At 64.4% G+C, this 15,958-nt stretch carries 16 protein-coding genes; 9 read left to right on the top strand and 7 right to left on the bottom strand.

Annotated features, from left to right (window positions below; genetic code table 11):
* Position 1: 1 nt before the first annotated feature.
* The 3 genes from DIE29_RS02770 to DIE29_RS02760 all read left to right on the top strand — a co-directional run bounded on the left by DIE29_RS02770 (position 2) and on the right by DIE29_RS02760 (position 3,428).
* Positions 2 to 1,279 (top strand): dihydroorotase, encoded by a 1,278-nt coding sequence (locus DIE29_RS02770; RefSeq protein WP_114649143.1) that lies wholly within the window; start codon positions 2 to 4, stop codon positions 1,277 to 1,279.
* Positions 1,280 to 1,578: 299 nt separating this feature from the next.
* Positions 1,579 to 3,075 (top strand): M30 family zinc metallopeptidase, encoded by a 1,497-nt coding sequence (locus DIE29_RS02765; RefSeq protein WP_162860583.1) that lies wholly within the window; start codon positions 1,579 to 1,581, stop codon positions 3,073 to 3,075.
* Positions 3,072 to 3,428: a DUF5818 domain-containing protein gene (locus DIE29_RS02760; protein ID WP_114649141.1), complete on the top strand. Its 357-nt coding sequence runs from the start codon at positions 3,072 to 3,074 to the stop codon at positions 3,426 to 3,428. Before DIE29_RS02765 ends, DIE29_RS02760 begins: the two co-directional genes overlap by 4 nt.
* 52 nt (positions 3,429 to 3,480) lie before the next feature.
* On the opposite strand, the gene DIE29_RS02755 is transcribed toward DIE29_RS02760, so the two are convergent.
* From DIE29_RS02755 to DIE29_RS02740, 4 genes are read right to left on the bottom strand one after another with little or no spacing between them, the layout of a single operon-like run.
* A complete protein-coding gene (locus tag DIE29_RS02755; protein WP_114649140.1) occupies positions 3,481 to 3,780 on the bottom strand; it encodes a DUF167 domain-containing protein in 300 nt (99 codons plus the stop codon).
* Entirely contained in the window at positions 3,777 to 4,358 is a 582-nt protein-coding gene (locus tag DIE29_RS02750; RefSeq protein WP_114649139.1) for a YggT family protein, read from the bottom strand. The genes DIE29_RS02755 and DIE29_RS02750 overlap by 4 nt, the downstream gene beginning before the upstream one ends.
* Positions 4,359 to 4,361: 3 nt before the next feature.
* Positions 4,362 to 5,174 (bottom strand): pyrroline-5-carboxylate reductase, encoded by an 813-nt coding sequence (proC, locus tag DIE29_RS02745; protein WP_114649138.1) that lies wholly within the window; start codon positions 5,172 to 5,174, stop codon positions 4,362 to 4,364.
* A gap of 53 nt (positions 5,175 to 5,227) precedes the next feature.
* Complete coding sequence (locus tag DIE29_RS02740; protein WP_114649137.1) at positions 5,228 to 5,917, bottom strand: YggS family pyridoxal phosphate-dependent enzyme; 690 nt, start codon at positions 5,915 to 5,917, stop codon at positions 5,228 to 5,230.
* A gap of 96 nt (positions 5,918 to 6,013) precedes the next feature.
* Between DIE29_RS02740 and DIE29_RS02735 the strand changes: the two genes are divergently transcribed.
* Positions 6,014 to 7,054: a type IV pilus twitching motility protein PilT gene (locus tag DIE29_RS02735; RefSeq protein WP_102040895.1), complete on the top strand. Its 1,041-nt coding sequence runs from the start codon at positions 6,014 to 6,016 to the stop codon at positions 7,052 to 7,054.
* Positions 7,055 to 7,135: 81 nt separating this feature from the next.
* On the top strand, positions 7,136 to 8,269 hold the full coding sequence (locus DIE29_RS02730) for a PilT/PilU family type 4a pilus ATPase (protein ID WP_114649136.1): 1,134 nt from the start codon (positions 7,136 to 7,138) through the stop codon (positions 8,267 to 8,269).
* 37 nt (positions 8,270 to 8,306) lie between these two features.
* Here the strand turns inward: DIE29_RS02730 and DIE29_RS02725 are convergent, their stop codons facing one another.
* Positions 8,307 to 9,476 (bottom strand): THUMP domain-containing class I SAM-dependent RNA methyltransferase, encoded by a 1,170-nt coding sequence (locus DIE29_RS02725; protein ID WP_114650240.1) that lies wholly within the window; start codon positions 9,474 to 9,476, stop codon positions 8,307 to 8,309.
* Between the two features lie 107 nt (positions 9,477 to 9,583).
* On the opposite strand from DIE29_RS02725, the gene mobA reads away from it, so the two are divergent.
* Entirely contained in the window at positions 9,584 to 10,204 is a 621-nt protein-coding gene (gene mobA, locus DIE29_RS02720; protein ID WP_237269497.1) for a molybdenum cofactor guanylyltransferase MobA, read from the top strand.
* Positions 10,205 to 10,216: 12 nt separating this feature from the next.
* Here the strand turns inward: mobA and DIE29_RS02715 are convergent, their stop codons facing one another.
* Positions 10,217 to 10,627, bottom strand: a complete 411-nt coding sequence (locus DIE29_RS02715) for a CopD family protein (RefSeq protein ID WP_102040892.1) — start codon at positions 10,625 to 10,627, stop codon at positions 10,217 to 10,219.
* Complete coding sequence (locus DIE29_RS02710; RefSeq protein WP_102040891.1) at positions 10,618 to 11,511, bottom strand: NAD(P)H-binding protein; 894 nt, start codon at positions 11,509 to 11,511, stop codon at positions 10,618 to 10,620. The genes DIE29_RS02715 and DIE29_RS02710 overlap by 10 nt, the downstream gene beginning before the upstream one ends.
* Before the next feature lie 23 nt (positions 11,512 to 11,534).
* Between DIE29_RS02710 and DIE29_RS02705 the strand changes: the two genes are divergently transcribed.
* The 3 genes from DIE29_RS02705 to DIE29_RS02695 all read left to right on the top strand — a co-directional run bounded on the left by DIE29_RS02705 (position 11,535) and on the right by DIE29_RS02695 (position 15,764).
* Positions 11,535 to 12,551, top strand: a complete 1,017-nt coding sequence (locus tag DIE29_RS02705) for a CDP-6-deoxy-delta-3,4-glucoseen reductase (RefSeq protein WP_102040890.1) — start codon at positions 11,535 to 11,537, stop codon at positions 12,549 to 12,551.
* Positions 12,552 to 12,555: 4 nt separating this feature from the next.
* Positions 12,556 to 13,692, top strand: a complete 1,137-nt coding sequence (locus DIE29_RS02700) for an EAL and HDOD domain-containing protein (protein WP_102040889.1) — start codon at positions 12,556 to 12,558, stop codon at positions 13,690 to 13,692.
* Between the two features lie 89 nt (positions 13,693 to 13,781).
* Positions 13,782 to 15,764, top strand: a complete 1,983-nt coding sequence (locus DIE29_RS02695; protein WP_114649135.1) for a sensor histidine kinase — start codon at positions 13,782 to 13,784, stop codon at positions 15,762 to 15,764.
* Positions 15,765 to 15,958 lie beyond the last annotated feature (194 nt).

Here is a 15,958-nt window from a genome sequence, read left to right as displayed (position 1 = left end):
GATGAGAATCCAGATTGCCAACGGCCGGGTGATCGACCCGGCAAACCAGCTCGACACCATCACCGATCTGTTCATTGCCGATGGCCGCATCCTCGCCCACGGCCGCGCCCCCGACGGCTTTACCGCCGAGCGCGTGCTCGACGCCAGCGGGCTGGTGGTCTGCCCCGGCCTGATCGACCTTGCCGCGCGCCTGCGCGAACCCGGCTTCGAATACCGCGCCACATTGGAGTCCGAAATGGAAGCGGCGATGGCCGGTGGCGTCACCAGCTTGGCGATCCCGCCCGATACCGACCCGGCGCTGGACGAACCCGGCCTGGTGGAGATGCTCTGCTACCGCGCCAAGAAGCTCAATCGCGCGCACATCTACCCGGTCGGCGCGCTCACCGTGGGCCTGAAGGGCGAGCGCCTGGCGGAGATGGCCGAACTGGTCGAAGCCGGTTGCGTGGCCTTCAGCCAGGCCAACGTGCCCATCGTGGACAATGCCGTGTTGCTGCGCGCCATGCAGTACGCCGCCACGTTCGGCTTCCCTGTGTGGTTGCAGCCCATCGCCCCCTTCCTGTCACGCGGCGGTTTTGCCCATGACGGCGAGTACGCCAGCCGCCTAGGCCTGCCCGGCATCCCGGTGGCCGCCGAAACCGTGGCGCTTTATACCTACCTGCAGTTGGCCCAGGCTACCGGCGCGCGCCTGCACATCACCCGCCTTTCCTCGGCTGCCGGCCTGCGCCTGATCGAACAGGCGCGCGCCGAAGGCATGGCGGTGAGCTGCGATGTATCGATCAATCACCTGCACCTGTGTGACCACGATATCGGCCATTTCAACGCCAATTGCCACCTGGTGCCGCCGTTGCGCAGCGCAGCCGACCGCGACACGCTGCGCGCCGCACTGGCTGACGGGCGCATCGATGCGCTGTGCTCGGATCACACCCCGGTCGACGACGACGGCAAGCTGATGCCTTTTTCCGAATCCGAACCCGGCGCTACCGGCCTGGAACTACTGCTGCCGCTGACCCTGCTGTGGGCGCAGCAAACCGGCGTCGCACTGCCCGACGCCCTGGCGCGAATCACCGCCCACCCCGCGAAAATCATCGGCATGACCAAGGCCGGCCATCTGGCACCGGGCGCGCGCGCCGACATCTGCGTGTTCGACCCCGCCGACAACACCATCGTCGACCGACAAACCTTGCGCAGCCAAGGCAAAAACACCCCCTTCCTCGGCCGCGCACTGCCCGGCCGGGTGCGCTATACCCTGGTCGAAGGACAGATCATGTTCAATGCGTAAAATAAAGCGGCGACCGGACTTGGGCGCGCCGCTGTTAAAACGCAACCTCGCCAAATCTGCGCCAGGTTGACCGCGCGCAAACCCACTTCCGCCCGCGATGCATTTGGCGCGTTTTCCAAACCCCCGTTTCTCACATAGGATCACTCTGGGCGATGAGACTTGGCTGGCTTCATTCACGACGGAATATTGCAATCGTTTTTGCCCTGTTGGCCGGCTGTGGCGGCGGTGGCGGAGGAGATTCGGCCTCCGGCGGCACGGACACCGCAACGCCGCCCCCTCCGCCACAAGTCAATGCCTTTGTGGCCGATTGCAGCGGCGAGCACTGCGCGGCCCAAAGCGCCACCGAATTTCATGGCGCAGGCATCGGCATCTGGCGCTACACCAACACGACGACCGAACCGGTCAACGTGCCCATCGGCCTGCACGGCGCCGGCGGACGGACCGCCACGCTCATTTTCAGCAACAACAGCGCAGCGGCGCAGATCATGCCCGCAGTCGCGCTGACCGGCCGCCTGACCAAGAACATCGCCGCGCAGTCTGTCAGCGACCACAGTCCTCGTCCGCACAATATTCTTCCGGCGCACATCCGCAACTACCACCCGCCCTTGGCCCGGGCACGTACCGCACCCAAACAACCCGAGCAGCGTCTGTTGCCCGGCCCCAACGCCAACCAGATCGGCAGTACCCGGACCTGGAACGACATGGATCTGGCACCCCGCATCACAACCCTGCGTCGAAGCACGCAAACGGCAGATGGCAGACGAGTAAACATTTGGCTAGAAAATAGTGAGTGGGGCGCACAGCGCATCAACGACGCGCGGCTGGACGCGTTGAGCGAACGATTCGCGCAAGGCGAAAACTCGATTTACCGCCTGGCAACCGGCGTGGCGGGACAGCCATGGGGGCCACATGACGTGCCAGGTCTGATCGACAGCGACCAGGCGATCGATATCGTCCTTTTGAACTTCGACCGTAATAGCACACCATTCGGTCTGGTGGGGTTTTTCTGGGCGCTCAATAACTTCACCCGCGCCGTCGAACCGGCCTCCAATGAGGCCCTGGCTTTCTTTCTGGACACCGAAACGCTTTACCTTGCCGGGGATTCGGGCCTGCGCATCCAGTTAGACACTTTGGCTCATGAATTTTTACACATGATCCTGTTCTACCAACGCGACGTCCGGCTGGGGCCGCAGACCGCTTTCGCAACCTGGCTGGAGGAGCTGGCCGCGATGATGATGGAAGATCTGCTCAACCATCGTTTGGACCCCGGCTACAACGCCATGCAGCGCGACCATATTCCGGCTTGGCTGTCGACCGGCAACTTCAACTGCGATGTAACCCGCTGGGACGAAGCGCCCGAATCGGACTGCTTCAGCTACGTGACCCTGCGTCCTTTCGGGGCTTGGCTGCTACGGCACTACGGCGTGGACTTTTACCGTGATCTGTTGTCGGCCCATGACCAGGCGGAAAGTGTCGACCTACTCGACGCGGCGATTCGCAGAGCGGGCGGCGCCGGGCTGGCCGATGCGATCCGGCGCTGGGGCACGGCGCTCGCCCTGCTGCCCGGCGACACCACCCCCAGCGGTTTCGGCTTTCCGGGCCGTATCGACCAGGGCTACACCTTGCCCGCAATCAACGGACCGGACTATGCGAATATCAGACGCCTGCCTGCGATCGCTCCCGCCTTACTCAATGCCTGGGGACATTTCCCGGTACTGCGTCGCGGACTCGATGAGCCTTATCAGGAGGTCATCTCGGTGCCGCCGCAAACCACACTCAGCGTGATCGTGCAGTGAATCGCATCGACCTTCGGCGCATGTTGAGTCTGGTCATGGCCGCGCTGACGGCAGCATGCGCCTACTCCAGTCCGCCTGCGCCGCCCCAGAAACTGGCCGGCGTCCTGACGCTGAAGGGCAACGCACCCCACACTTACCCGGTATTGCGCACCGACGACGATCATCTGTGGCAACTGCGCGGCCTCGACAAGTCGGATGCAAACCGCCTGCAACAGCAACGCATCCTGGTAGAGGGGCAACCGGCCTCCCGTCAGGGTGCGAGCCTGCTGCCGGTGTTCGAAGTCGAACGCTACCGAATCATCGCGCCCGATGTCGGCCAATCTCAAGACGCCGCAGGCCAGACACCGCCTTGAGCCAAGCGGCACGCAGTCCTGCAAAAAGAAAACACCACCGCGGCAGCGCGCTTCATCCCAATCGGCGCAAGCGGCGCAAGGTTTCTTCGTCGACGCCTTCGACCTGCACACGTTTGGCACGCGCGCTTTCTCCGGACAGCAGACTGACTGCGCGACGCGGAACGTCACAGAATTCGGCAATGAAGCTGCACAACGCTTGGTTGGCCTTGCCATCTACCGGTGGCGCGGCCAAGCGCAGCTTGATCGCCTCGCCGTGCAGACCAGCAAACTCGGTACACCGGGCGTTAGGCTGGACATGCAGGCTGAACACCACACAGTCTTGGCCGATCTGCCGTAACCAGGGCGTGCTCATCCGCCAAAGAGCAGCGGCGCAAAACTGCCGCGCAAGCCGGAAACCACCATCAGCACGATCTGCAATACCAGCAGCAACACCAGCGGCGACAGGTCGACATTGGCCACCAGCGGGATGACGCGGCGGAAAGGGCGCAGAAAGGGGTCGGCCAGGCGATGGAACACCCCGGCAGCGGGCGCATGCGGGTTGACCCAGGACAGCACCGCGGAAATCAACACCACCGCGAACACCAGATAAATGGCCATGCGCGCCAGCTCAATGAGACCAAGCCCCCACAGCCCAAGCAACACCGCGGCCGGATGGCCGCCCAGCGGCACGCCGCGCAGGCTGAACTCGACGAACACGAACAGCGTCTGCAGCAGCCAAGCCGGCAGCAGACTGGCCAGATCCAGCCCCATCAGCCCCGGCAGGAAGCGGCGCAGTGGGCGCACCAGCCAGTCGGTCGTGGCGAGCACGAACTGGCCGACCTGGTTGTGGAAAGGCGCCCGCAGCCACTGCATGAAAAAGCGCGCAAGCAGCATCAGGGTCAGCAGCCCGAAGGCGACCTCGAGCACCAACAGGAGGATGTTGCCGAGCATGGTTCAGTCCCTGCCCAGTTGGTCGCCAAGCTCGCGCCCGCGCACCAAGGCCGCGCGCACCGCGGCAACCATGGCGTCATGCCAGCCGGCCGCGGCCAAGCTGTTCAACGCGGCTTCGGTGGTGCCGCCTTTGGAAGTGACCCGTTCGCGCAGCACCGACGCGGGTTCAGGCGACTGCGCGGCCAGGCGGGCGGCGCCGAGCACGGTATCGATAGCGAGCTTGCGCGCGGTGGCGTCGTCGAAGCCCACCTCCCGGCCGGCCGCCTGCAGCGCTTCGATGAAGTGAAACACGTAAGCCGGGCCGCTACCGGAAATCGCCGTCACCGCATCCATCTGCGCTTCGTCGGCGATCCACACCGTGCTGCCCACGGCCGCGAGCACGCGCTCGGCGGCATCGCGCCCGGCGCGGTCGACCTCGGAGGCGGCAAACAGGCCGGTGATACCGGCACCGATCAGCGCCGGCGTGTTGGGCATGCAGCGCACCAGACGACGATACCCGCCAAGCCATCGGGACAGGTCAGCCAGGCGCAGACCGGCCGCGATGCTGACCACCAACTGCCCCTCGAGCCGACCGGCCAGCGGTGCGAGCGCCGCCTTCATCTGCTGCGGCTTGACCGCCAGCACCAGCACATCGCAGCCCAACGCCGCCTCGTCCAGCGCCTCGATCGCGCGCACGCCCCAATGTGCTGCCAGACGATCGCGGTTTTCCGCCTGTAACTCCACGACCTGTATCGCACTGGCGGGAAAGCCTTGGTCGACCAACCCGCCGATCAATGCCGCGGCCATGTTGCCGCCGCCCAGAAACGTAATGTTCATGTCTGTACTCTGTTGCGTTGTTAAGCGCACGGCTTGAGCGCAGGGCGAGATACTCACGCCCGCTGCCGTTCGCCGAAGATCGCCGTGCCTACCCTTACCATGGTGGCGCCGGCGGCAATCGCGGCTTCCAGGTCGTGCGACATCCCCATCGACAAGGTATCCAGCGCCAAGCCTTCATCGGCCAGGCTGGCACGCAGCGTTCGCAGCACGCCAAAGCGCGCCGCCAACACGGCAGGGTCTTGGGTCGGCTCGGGAATGCACATCAAGCCGCGCAGCCGCAGACGTGGCAAACCAGCCACCGCACGTGCCAATGCGGCCACATCGGCCGGCGCCACACCGCTTTTGCTGGCTTCGCCGCTGACATTGACCTGGATGCACACATTGAGTGGCGGACGATGTATGTCGCGTTGGGCAGACAGCCGCTCGGCGATTTTCAGCCGGTCGACGCTGTGCACCCAGTCGAAATAGCTCGCCACCAAGCGTGTTTTGTTACTTTGCAGCGGACCGATGAAATGCCACTCCAGGCCGAGTTCGGCAAGTGCTTCGGCCTTGGCGCACCCTTCCTGCACATAGTTTTCGCCAAAAGCGCGCAGACCGGCGGCAGCCGCCTCACGCACCGCTACGGCCGGCCAGGTCTTGCTCACAGCCACCAGCGTGACCTCTTCCGGGCGTCTTCCACACGCTTGCGCGGCAGCCCGAATGCGCGCGCGCACGGCTTGCAAGTTGGTGGAGATTGATGTCATATAGCGCCTGCTTCGGGCCCTTTTGTCGGCCCGCAGTATATCACCCGGGGGTTTCCACCCGTTTTGCCCGCATAGCTTGTCTGGTTTTTCTGCCCCATGGACATTACCGAACTGCTGGCCTTCGCGGTCAAGAATTCCGCCTCCGACCTGCATCTTTCAGCCGGTTTGCCGCCGATGATCCGGGTTCATGGCGATGTGCGCCGCATCAACCTGCCGCCGATGGAGCACAAGGATGTGCACGCCATGGTGTACGACATCATGAACGATGCGCAGCGCAAACAGTTCGAGGAAACCCTGGAGTGCGATTTCTCGTTTGCGGTGCCCAATCTGGCGCGCTTCCGGGTCAATGCCTTCAACCAGAATCGCGGTGCAGGCGCGGTGTTCCGGACCATTCCATCCAAGGTGCTCACGCTGGAGCAGTTGAACGCACCGAAGATTTTCAAGGAGATCGCCAACCAGCCGCGTGGCATCGTGCTGGTCACCGGACCGACCGGTTCGGGTAAATCCACCACGCTGGCGGCGATGATCGACTACATCAACGAAAACGAATACGGCCATATCCTCACGGTGGAGGACCCGATCGAATTCGTGCACGAATCCAAACGCTGTCTGATCAACCAGCGCGAAGTGCATCGTGACACCTTGTCTTTTTCCAATGCACTGCGCGCCGCGCTGCGCGAAGACCCGGACGTGATCCTGGTCGGTGAAATGCGCGACCTGGAGACCATCCGCCTGGCGCTCACCGCGGCCGAAACCGGCCACCTGGTGTTCGGCACCCTGCACACTTCGTCGGCGGCCAAGACCATCGACCGTATCGTGGACGTTTTCCCCGCGGCAGAAAAAGACATGGTCCGCGCCATGCTGTCGGAATCGCTGCGCGCGGTGATCTCGCAGACCTTGCTCAAGACCAAGGACGGCAGTGGCCGGGTAGCAGCGCACGAAATCATGATCGGCACCCCGGCGATCCGCAACCTGATCCGCGAGAACAAGATCGCGCAGATGTATTCGGCCATCCAGACCGGCCAGAACGTGGGCATGCAGACCCTGGACCAGTGCCTGCAGGATCTGGTCCGGCGCAACATCGTTTCTGCCACCGAGGCCAAGGTCCGCGCACAGAACAAAGACATCTTCATGTAAGGTGAGCCCTGCGGCCGCCGCTCGAGCGGCCCACGCACCGACACAACCACACAGCCCCTTGCCCGGCTACAGGAACGCAAGATGGAACGCGACCAGGCTCTGAAATTCATGCATGACTTGCTGCGGCTGATGCTGCAGAAAAACGGCTCCGACCTGTTCATCACCGCAGGCTTTCCCCCGGCGATCAAAATCGACGGCAAGATCGTGCCGCAGTCGAACCAGGTGTTGTCACCGGCGCACACCGCGGAGCTGGCGCGCGCCATCATGAATGACCGTCAGGCGGCCGAATTCGAGTCCACCAAGGAGTGCAACTTTGCCATTTCCCCGGCGGGTATCGGTCGCTTTCGGGCCAACGCCTACATCCAGCAGGGCCGGGTCGGACTGGTGCTGCGCACCATCGCACAGAAAATCCCCACCTTCGATGAGCTGGGCTTACCGGCAGTGTTGCGCGATATCGCCATGGCCAAACGCGGCCTGGTGATCTTCGTGGGCGGCACCGGCACTGGCAAGACCACCTCGCTGGCGGCCATGGTGGACTTTCGTAACGAACACTCTTACGGCCACATCATCACCGTCGAAGACCCGATCGAGTTCGTCCACACCCACAAAAACTGCATCGTCAGTCAGCGCGAAATCGGCATCGACACCGACAGCTGGGAGGCGGCGTTGAAGAACACCCTGCGCCAAGCCCCGGACGTAATCCTGATGGGTGAAATCCGCGACCGCGAAACCATGGACTACGCGATCGCATTCGCCGAAACCGGCCACCTGTGCCTGGCGACCTTGCATGCGAACAGCGCCAACCAGGCCATCGATCGGATCATCAACTTTTTCCCGGAAGACCGCCGCCAGCAGCTACTGATGGATCTGTCGCTGAACTTGCGCGCCATGATCTCCCAGCGCCTGCTGCCGATGAAGGGCCGCAAAGGTCGCGTGCCGGCGGTGGAGATTCTGCTCAATTCGCCGCTGGTTGCCGACCTCATCTTCAAGGGCGAGATCCCGGGCATCAAGGATGTGATGAAGCGTTCGCGCGAACTGGGTATGCAAACCTTCGACCAAAGCCTGTTCGATCTTTACGAAGAGGACAAGATCAGCTACGAAGACGCGCTACGCAACGCCGATTCGATCAACGATCTGCGTTTGCAGATCAAGCTCAACAGCCGTCACGGCGAGCGCGACCTGCAGTCAGGCATCCAGCATCTGGATATCATCTGAGCGGGCGCGCACCCTGCCGGCTGCGCTCACCCACCCCTCACCCCTGCGCCGCGCCATCCTGGTCTTTGCGTCGGTTCGAACCGGCAACCATCCGGTACTCCAACAGCCGGCATTCCAAGGCGCCGTTGAACAGCGGCGTGCGGCGGCTTGCTTTGAGCCCGATCGACTTGGGTAGATTGGAATCGCCGCTGAATAGATAACACCGCCAGCCGCTCCAGCGCTTTTTCAGCGCGTCGCCCAACCTGGGGTAGAGTGCGGCCAACTCTTCCGCTTCGCCGAGGCGCACGCCGTAGGGCGGATTGGTCACCATCACCCCTGCCGGTGCCGGCGCCGTGCGCTCCAGCGCATTGATGCGATCCAGATACACGCACTCGGCCAAGCCGGCCGCCTCCAGGTTCACCCGGCTACGCCGCACCTGTTCGCCGACGATGTCCGAACCGTAGAGCGCCAGCCTGCGGACCGGCTTGCGACGCGCCTCGGCAGCGTTGCGCAGCGCCGCCCAAGCACGCCTGTCGAACTGGCGCAGGCGCTCGAAGCCGAAGCTGCGCCCCAGCCCGGGGGCGATGTCGAGCGCGATTTGCGCCGCCTCGATCAGGAAGGTGCCGCTGCCGCACATCGGATCGACCAGCGGTTCGCCCGGCTGCCAGCCGGTCAGACGCAAAATGCCCGCGGCCAAGTTCTCCTTCAGCGGTGCCTCCACCGCAGCACGTTTGAAGCCACGGCGGTAGAGCGGATCGCCCGAGGTATCGAGGTAAAGCGTGACCGTATCGCGGGTCAGAAAGGCATGGATGCGCACCATCGGATTCGCGGTATCCACGCTGGGCCGCCGCCCGGCCACGGTGCGGAAGTGGTCGCACACCGCGTCCTTGATACGCAGGGTCACGAACTCCAGGCTCTTTAGCGGCGACTGCTTAGCGGTCAGGAACACCCGCAGCGTGTCGTCCGGCGTAAACCACTTGGCCCAAGCCGGGGCGTAGGCGATACGGTAAATGTCCTCCTCGCTGCGGTAACGGCCGCCCGCCACCCGCCATAACACGCGCGTAGCCAGCCGGCTCTCCAGGTTCACCCGGTAGCAGGTCGTCCAATCGCCGCCGAAGGCCACCCCGCCGGGTACCGCCTGCGGCGCCTGCGCGCCCAAGGTGGCGAGTTCGTCTGACAGTAGCGGCTCGAGGCCACGCGGACAGGGAGAAAAAAACTGCTCGGACATAAGGAATCCAGAAAAAAGCGCCCAGGCAGCGGGCGCCAGCGGCGAAAGATGGGCAAGACGCTTGCGATTGGCGCCCATTGTAGCGGGGCACTTCACGCTGCGGGCGGATGTGGCGCAATGCCGGCTACAATCCGCCCATGAACCCGACCACGCCCCGCCCTGCTATCAGCGGCCTCGTTCTTGCTGGCGGCCGTGGCCTGCGCATGGGTGGCGCAGACAAGGGGCTGGTCGATTTTCGCGGTCGGCCGATGGCGGCGAGCGTCATTGCCGCACTGGCGCCGCAGGTCGATGAGATCCTGATCAGCGCCAACCGCAACCTGGACATCTATGCCGGTTTCGGCTACCCGGTGTTCGCCGACGAACTGACCGGCTTTGCCGGGCCACTGGCCGGCTTGCACGCCGGCCTTGCACGCGCGCGCCATACACTGGTAGCCACCGCTCCGTGTGACGCACCGCTATTGCCCGCCGATCTGGTTGCCCGCCTGCTTGCCGCACTGCTCGCCCACGACGCGGAGATCGCCGTGGCTGCCACCGGCGGACGCAGTCACCCGGTGTTCTGCCTGTGCCGCCGCACACTGCTGCCGGCACTGAGCGCCTATCTGGCCGAAGGCGGACGCAAGGTGGATGCGTGGCAGCGCAGCCGCAAGCGTGTCGAAGTCGGGTTCGACGATGTTGCCGAAGCGTTTGCCAACCTCAACAGCCTGGCCGACCTACCGCCATCCGGCTGAACGCGCGCCGGCTCAGAAAGGCTTGAGCACCACCAGAAACACCACCGCAAACAGCACCACCACCGGCACCTCATTGAACACCCGGTACCAGCGGTGGCTACGGGTGTTGCGTCCGGCGGCGAAGTCGCGCAGCAACTTGCCACAGTACAGATGGTAGGCAACCAAGCCTGCCACCAGCAGCGTCTTGGCGTGCAGCCAGCCGCCGGCAAAACCGTAGCCGAACCACAGCCACAAGCCCAGCCCAACCGCCAAGATGCCCAGCGGAGTCATGAAGCGGTAGAGCTTGTACTCCATCAGCTTCAAGCGCTCGATGGTGGCGGCGTCATTGACCATGGCGTGATTGACGAACAGCCGCGGCAGGTAGAACAGGCCGGCGAACCATGACACGACGAAGATGATGTGTAGGGCCTTGATCACGAGCATGGGTGGGTTTTCTCCTTGGCAAGGGCAGCGCGGAAGCCTTCGCGCACCGTCGGATATTTCAGCCGCACACGAAGTTCCCGCAAGATGCGGGCGTTGGACAGCACACGCGACTCGGACATGAACGACATGGTCGTCGGCGACAGGCGGGTGGCGATTTCCGCGCGCCTCATGCGCGGCGGGCGCGGCAGGCCGAAGGTGTCGGCTGCCAGATCGAGATAGGCGCCCATCGTCATCTGCGTGTGATCGACCGCATTGAAGGCGCGCCCGCCCCGCGCACGAAACAACGCCGTGCAGGCAAGCCGGGCGAGATCGTCGGCATGGATGTGGTTGGTGTGCACATCCTCGGAGGCATCCAGCACCGGATCGCCGCGGCGCAGGCGCTCCAGCGGCAAGCGGTCGGCCGCATAGATGCCGGGCGCGCGCAACAACGCCACACGCGCCGCGTTGCGCCGGCCGAAAGCACGCAGGCGGTCTTCGGCATCCACCCGGCGGCGCGCACGCGCGGTCTGTGCACGGCGCGGACGGGTTTCATCCACCGCTTGCCCGGCGCAGTCGCCATATACGCCTGTCGTACTGATGTACACCAGGCGCCGTGGTACACTGCCGCGGCGCGCCAGCGCAGCCAGTAAGCGCGCGGTGCGCGGGTCTGCCTCCCCTGTGGCCGGCGGCGGCGCAAAATGGAGCACGGCCTGGGCTAATCCGGCAAGGCGCTTCAGGCTGTGACGGTCATCGAGGTCCGCAATCACCGGAACCGCCCCGAGCGACCGCCACGCGGGCGCAGCCGCCCGGTTGCGCAAGAGCACGTAGACGCGAAAGCGGCGCACCAGCCAAGGCGTGGCACGCCGTGCAACATCCCCCGCGCCAACGATCAGAACTCTTTTCATATCGCCAGATTATCTCACGCACGATGCCGTTCAAAATTTCACTCCAGCCCGGCGGCCAGCAATTCGAAGCCGCTGCGGACCAGACCATCCTCGATGCCGCCCTGGAAGCCGGCTTGCTATTGCCTTACGGCTGCCGCGACGGCGCCTGTGGCGCCTGCAAGGGGCGGATTCTCTCCGGCGCAGTCGATTACGGCACTGGGTCGGCGACTGCGCTGACCGACGCTGAGCGTGCTGCCGGCATGGCGTTGTTCTGTCGCGCCATGCCGTGCTCGGATCTCGTTCTCGAAGCGCGCAACGTCAGCCGCGCCGGCGACATTCCGGTCAAAAAGCTGCCTTGCCGGGTGCAGACACTCAAGCGCCTGGCCGACGATGTGATGATGCTGGAAATCAAACTACCGGCTAGTGAACCGTTTCAGTTCCGCGCCGGCCAATACATTGATTTTCTCCTCGCCGACGGCCGCCGACGCAGTTTTTCGATTGCCAACGCCCCGCATCGAACCGGCCATCTGGAACTGCACATCCGTCTGATTCCCGGCGGGCAATTCACCACGCATGTTTTCCAGACCATGAAAGAGCGCGACATCCTGCGCCTGGAAGGGCCGCTGGGCAGCTTCTTCTTGCGTGAGGAGTCCGACAAACCCATCGTCCTCTTGGCCGGGGGCACCGGTTTTGCGCCGATCAAAAGCATCGTCGAACATGCGCTGCACATCGGGCTCGCCCGCCCGATGGTGCTGTACTGGGGTGCGCGCACCCGCGCCGGCCTGTACATGGACGAGCTGGCACGCGGATGGGCGCAGACCTTGCCCAACTTCCGTTATATTCCGGTACTCTCGGATGCAACCGAAAACGACACATGGAACGAGCGGACCGGCTTGGTCCATCGGGCCGTCATGGACGATCTGCCCGACCTGTCCGGGTACGAAGTCTATGCCTGCGGCGCGCCAGCGATGATCGAAGCCGCACGGGCGGATTTCGTCGCCGGCTGCGGTCTAGCCGAAAACGCCTTTTTTGCCGACGCTTTTACCTATTCGAACGGTTGATGTCATGAGCCAGACCACCATCCTCACCCGCGAGCCCGTGGTCAACAAAAACCGCGCAATCACCGCCAACCGGCTGATCGCGCACGGCCCAAGCGTCGGTGCGGTGGTCGAGACGCTCAATGCGCTGGCCGATGTCTGGCCATCGCGCCATACCGTGTTCGTCTGCCTCGGGCGCCTGGTGCCCACCCCAGACCTCATGGACTGGCGCGCGCCGCAAAATGCCATGGTGGAAATCCCGGTGCAGGCGCTCGCCCACCCGCACACCCAAGCGCTCCTGCCACAATTGCGTGCAGCCGGAATCAGCACATGTTTGAGCTGGTACACACCCGGTATCGCCTTGCCTGCCGACAGCCAATGGCGCTTCGTGCTCATGGACGCGCGCAAAAACCCCGCCCCCAACGGGGCCCCCGGCCTCAGCCTGGCCTGGGGCCTGCCCGATGTCGGCGCCTTTCAGAAAGCAGTGAGCGCAGGATACGACGGTGCTTCCGGCTGGTTCTTTCTGCACGGCAACCCGCCACCCAAGGCGCTGTCGCCAGCACACGCGCAGATCGTCCGCCTGCTCAACCTGGTGCGCAACAACGCGGATATCAAAGACATCGAGGCGGTGCTCAAACAAGACGTCGCCCTGTCCTACAAGCTTTTGCGTTACATCAACTCCGCCGGCTTCGGGCTGATGTGCGAAATTCAATCCTTCCGCCACGCGGTGAGCATTCTGGGCTACGACAACCTCAACAAGTGGTTATCGCTGCTGCTGGTCACCGCCAGCCGCGATCCGGGCGCCCCGGCAATGATGCAAACCGCCATTGCCCGCGGCCGCTTCATGGAGGAGATCGGCGCGCAGTTCTTCGACAAATCCGAACTCGACAATCTTTTTATCACCGGTGCTTTTTCACTGCTCAATGTACTGCTTGGCACCTCGATGCAGGCGCTGCTGGAAGAGATGAACCTGCCGGCCGCGATCACCGAAGCACTGCTTGCCGAGCAAGGCGAATTTGCCCCCTTCCTGAAGCTTGCCCGGCTATGCGAAACCTTCGATGGCGCAGCGCTGGCAAAAGCCGCAGATGACTTACACATTGCGCCGACCCTGCTCAATCGCGCACATGTCACGGCGCTGGGGTTTGCCGACAGCTTGCAGGGCTGACCGCCTTCCGCCTGCGCAATCGGTCACGGGGCACACGGACACTCACCGCTAGAATCTCTCTCAGCCCAACGCCCCGATGAGCCAGTCCGATGACCCTTCCGGTGCCGGGCGCGCTCCGCGCCTTAGCGCCCCGCCTTGCACCCAGTTCGGCAGACGAGCTGCTGCTGCGTCTGGACGTGCCTGATCCCGACTGGCAGGCGCTGGGCGAATGGGCCCTGCGCGACGCCGCGCTGTGCTGTGCGCTGCTGGCCGCCCGCCCGCTCGAAACCCATGAAGCTGTCGAGCCGGGCACCGCCCTAGCCACCCGTCTGGCCGTGGCGGGTCGCGCCATTCTGCGCGTTTGGTTGTTCGAAGCGACCCAGCTCGATCCAGCCTGCACCGGCTACCCGCCCGAACTGCTCCACCGTGCCCTGCTATGTGCCGAATGCGCCCACCACCTGGCGCTCGAATGCCGCTACCCGCGGCCGCGCGAAGCCTATCTTGCGGCAATGTGGCTGGTCCTGGGCCGCGCGCTGTCGGCCGAAAGCAAGTTTTCCGCCAACGATTGCGCAGCCGCACTGGCCCAGCGCTGCGGTCTGCCACCGCCGCTATGCGATGCGCTGCATCTGGCTCAGGCCGAGCCGGACACAGTGTGCGCCGCCCATCCCCTGGCCCGCATCGTCTGGTCCGCCGACCGTCTGAGCAACGATCCGGCCAGCGCCGTAGCGCCGCCGCTGGCCACCGTATCCGGTTTGCCGGCCGATGTGCTCCTCGCTCTGCGCACCGATGTCGACTTCATCGTCGCGCAGCACGGCGCCGCATCCGCTCCGGCGCCAAGCGATGCCATCGCAACGCTGCCCGGCCGCCTACGCAACGTAGCGGTCGACGGCCTGCTGGGTAGCGCCTTCAGCACGCTGGATGAAGCGCGCAGCGCAGCACGCCTGGATTTTGCCTGTCGGCTGCTGTTCGGTATCGACGCGCCGCTCTTGCTGATGACCGATGCCGACGGCAGACTGACGGCCCGCCTGCCCATCGCGCCCCAGTTGCAAGACTGGGTGGCCGAACTGGCGCTGGATCGCGATGACGACACCAGCGCCATTGCGCGGGCGCTGCGCAGCCAGGAGCCGGCTTCGGTCCATTTTGGTGAGGCGTCAGAGGTACGTTGGCCGCGCGACTGGCAGATCGCGCGCTGGTTGAACAGCACCGACATCACCGCGCTGCCGGTCGTCTTCGACGCTGGCGCCGCGGTGGCGGTGTTTGCGCTGCCGCCCGAAGCGCTGCCGCAGGCTCCCCACGCGCATACCTTGCGCAGCCTGTTGGAGCGCGTATGCACCCACCTGCACGGACTGGATGCACAACAGCAAGCTGACCGCAGCCGAGTCGACGCACTGCGGGCCGCTTACCAGCAACAGGCACGCACGCTGGTGCATGAAACGAACAACCCGCTGACCGTAATCCGCAGCTACATTGGCCTGCTCGCCCAAAATAGAGCGCAGGATGAGGCGCTTTGCGGCGAGCTGGACTTGATCGGTCATGAAATCGACCGGATCGGCACCTTGCTGGGGCGTCTGACCAACCTGCCCGAACCCGACGCTGCCGAAGCGCCCTGTTGCGATGTCGGCCGCCTGCTCGACGACATCCAGGCCCTTTGCGAGAGCGCGCTGTTCGCGCGGCACGGTATCGGCTTTGACGTGCGCAAAGCCGGCACGCTCCCGCCTGTGGCCATGCCCGCTTCGGCGTTGCGCCAAGTCTTGCTGAATCTGTTGCGTAACGCTTCCGAAGCTTTGTCGCCCGGCAGACGATGCGCGCTGAGCGCATCCGGGCCTGTGCTGGTCGACGGACGCCGGTGCGTGGAGATCCGAGTCATCGACAACGGTCCGGGCCTGCCGCCGGAACGCTTAGCCAACCTGTTCGCCCTGGGCGCCTCGGTCAAAGGCGGCCCTCACCAAGGCATGGGGCTGGCGATCGTGCGTGAGATGCTCTCATCGTGGCAAGCGAGCATGGTGTGCCGCAGTCTGGCCGGCAGCGGTACCAGCTTCCAACTGTTCATTCCAATCGATACCGGCCATCGCGCACAACCATCACTTCAATGACGGACAGTAAACTTTTGAAACGCTGAATGAGTTTTGATACTGTCGCGGCAGTAATCGGTCCACCGCTATGCAACCCGCAGGCGGATGCGAAATTTCGGCAAGGTAGGGCACATCACATTCGGCTGCGGTTGCACCTTCAAGGGGGATCATGGTCATTCCGGCAGAGCACAGCGTGTTCGGCAGCGCAAGCGTCT

It is taken from the genome of Pseudothauera hydrothermalis (assembly GCF_003345255.1).
GTDB classification, from domain to species: domain Bacteria; phylum Pseudomonadota; class Gammaproteobacteria; order Burkholderiales; family Rhodocyclaceae; genus Pseudothauera; species Pseudothauera hydrothermalis.
The sequence above is the reverse complement of the archived record's forward strand: the minus strand, read 5'-3'. Positions and strand labels throughout refer to the sequence as shown.

Bases quoted from the DNA above. Each gene is read 5' to 3' on its own strand.
- DIE29_RS02750 (WP_114649139.1), bottom strand. From the start codon at position 4,358: ATGCTCGGCAACATCCTCCTGTTGGTGCTCGAGGTCGCCTTCGGGCTG.
- DIE29_RS02715 (WP_102040892.1), bottom strand. From the start codon at position 10,627: ATGCTCGTGATCAAGGCCCTACACATCATCTTCGTCGTGTCATGGTTC.
- DIE29_RS02705 (WP_102040890.1), top strand. From the start codon at position 11,535: ATGCCGTTCAAAATTTCACTCCAGCCCGGCGGCCAGCAATTCGAAGCC.
- DIE29_RS02755 (WP_114649140.1), bottom strand. From the start codon at position 3,780: ATGAGCACGCCCTGGTTACGGCAGATCGGCCAAGACTGTGTGGTGTTC.
- DIE29_RS02710 (WP_102040891.1), bottom strand. From the start codon at position 11,511: ATGAAAAGAGTTCTGATCGTTGGCGCGGGGGATGTTGCACGGCGTGCC.
- DIE29_RS02700 (WP_102040889.1), top strand. From the start codon at position 12,556: ATGAGCCAGACCACCATCCTCACCCGCGAGCCCGTGGTCAACAAAAAC.
- DIE29_RS02730 (WP_114649136.1), top strand. From the start codon at position 7,136: ATGGAACGCGACCAGGCTCTGAAATTCATGCATGACTTGCTGCGGCTG.
- DIE29_RS02725 (WP_114650240.1), bottom strand. From the start codon at position 9,476: ATGTCCGAGCAGTTTTTTTCTCCCTGTCCGCGTGGCCTCGAGCCGCTA.
- DIE29_RS02770 (WP_114649143.1), top strand. From the start codon at position 2: ATGAGAATCCAGATTGCCAACGGCCGGGTGATCGACCCGGCAAACCAG.
- proC (WP_114649138.1), bottom strand. From the start codon at position 5,174: ATGAACATTACGTTTCTGGGCGGCGGCAACATGGCCGCGGCATTGATC.
- DIE29_RS02695 (WP_114649135.1), top strand. From the start codon at position 13,782: ATGACCCTTCCGGTGCCGGGCGCGCTCCGCGCCTTAGCGCCCCGCCTT.
- DIE29_RS02740 (WP_114649137.1), bottom strand. From the start codon at position 5,917: ATGACATCAATCTCCACCAACTTGCAAGCCGTGCGCGCGCGCATTCGG.
- mobA (WP_237269497.1), top strand. From the start codon at position 9,584: ATGTGGCGCAATGCCGGCTACAATCCGCCCATGAACCCGACCACGCCC.
- DIE29_RS02735 (WP_102040895.1), top strand. From the start codon at position 6,014: ATGGACATTACCGAACTGCTGGCCTTCGCGGTCAAGAATTCCGCCTCC.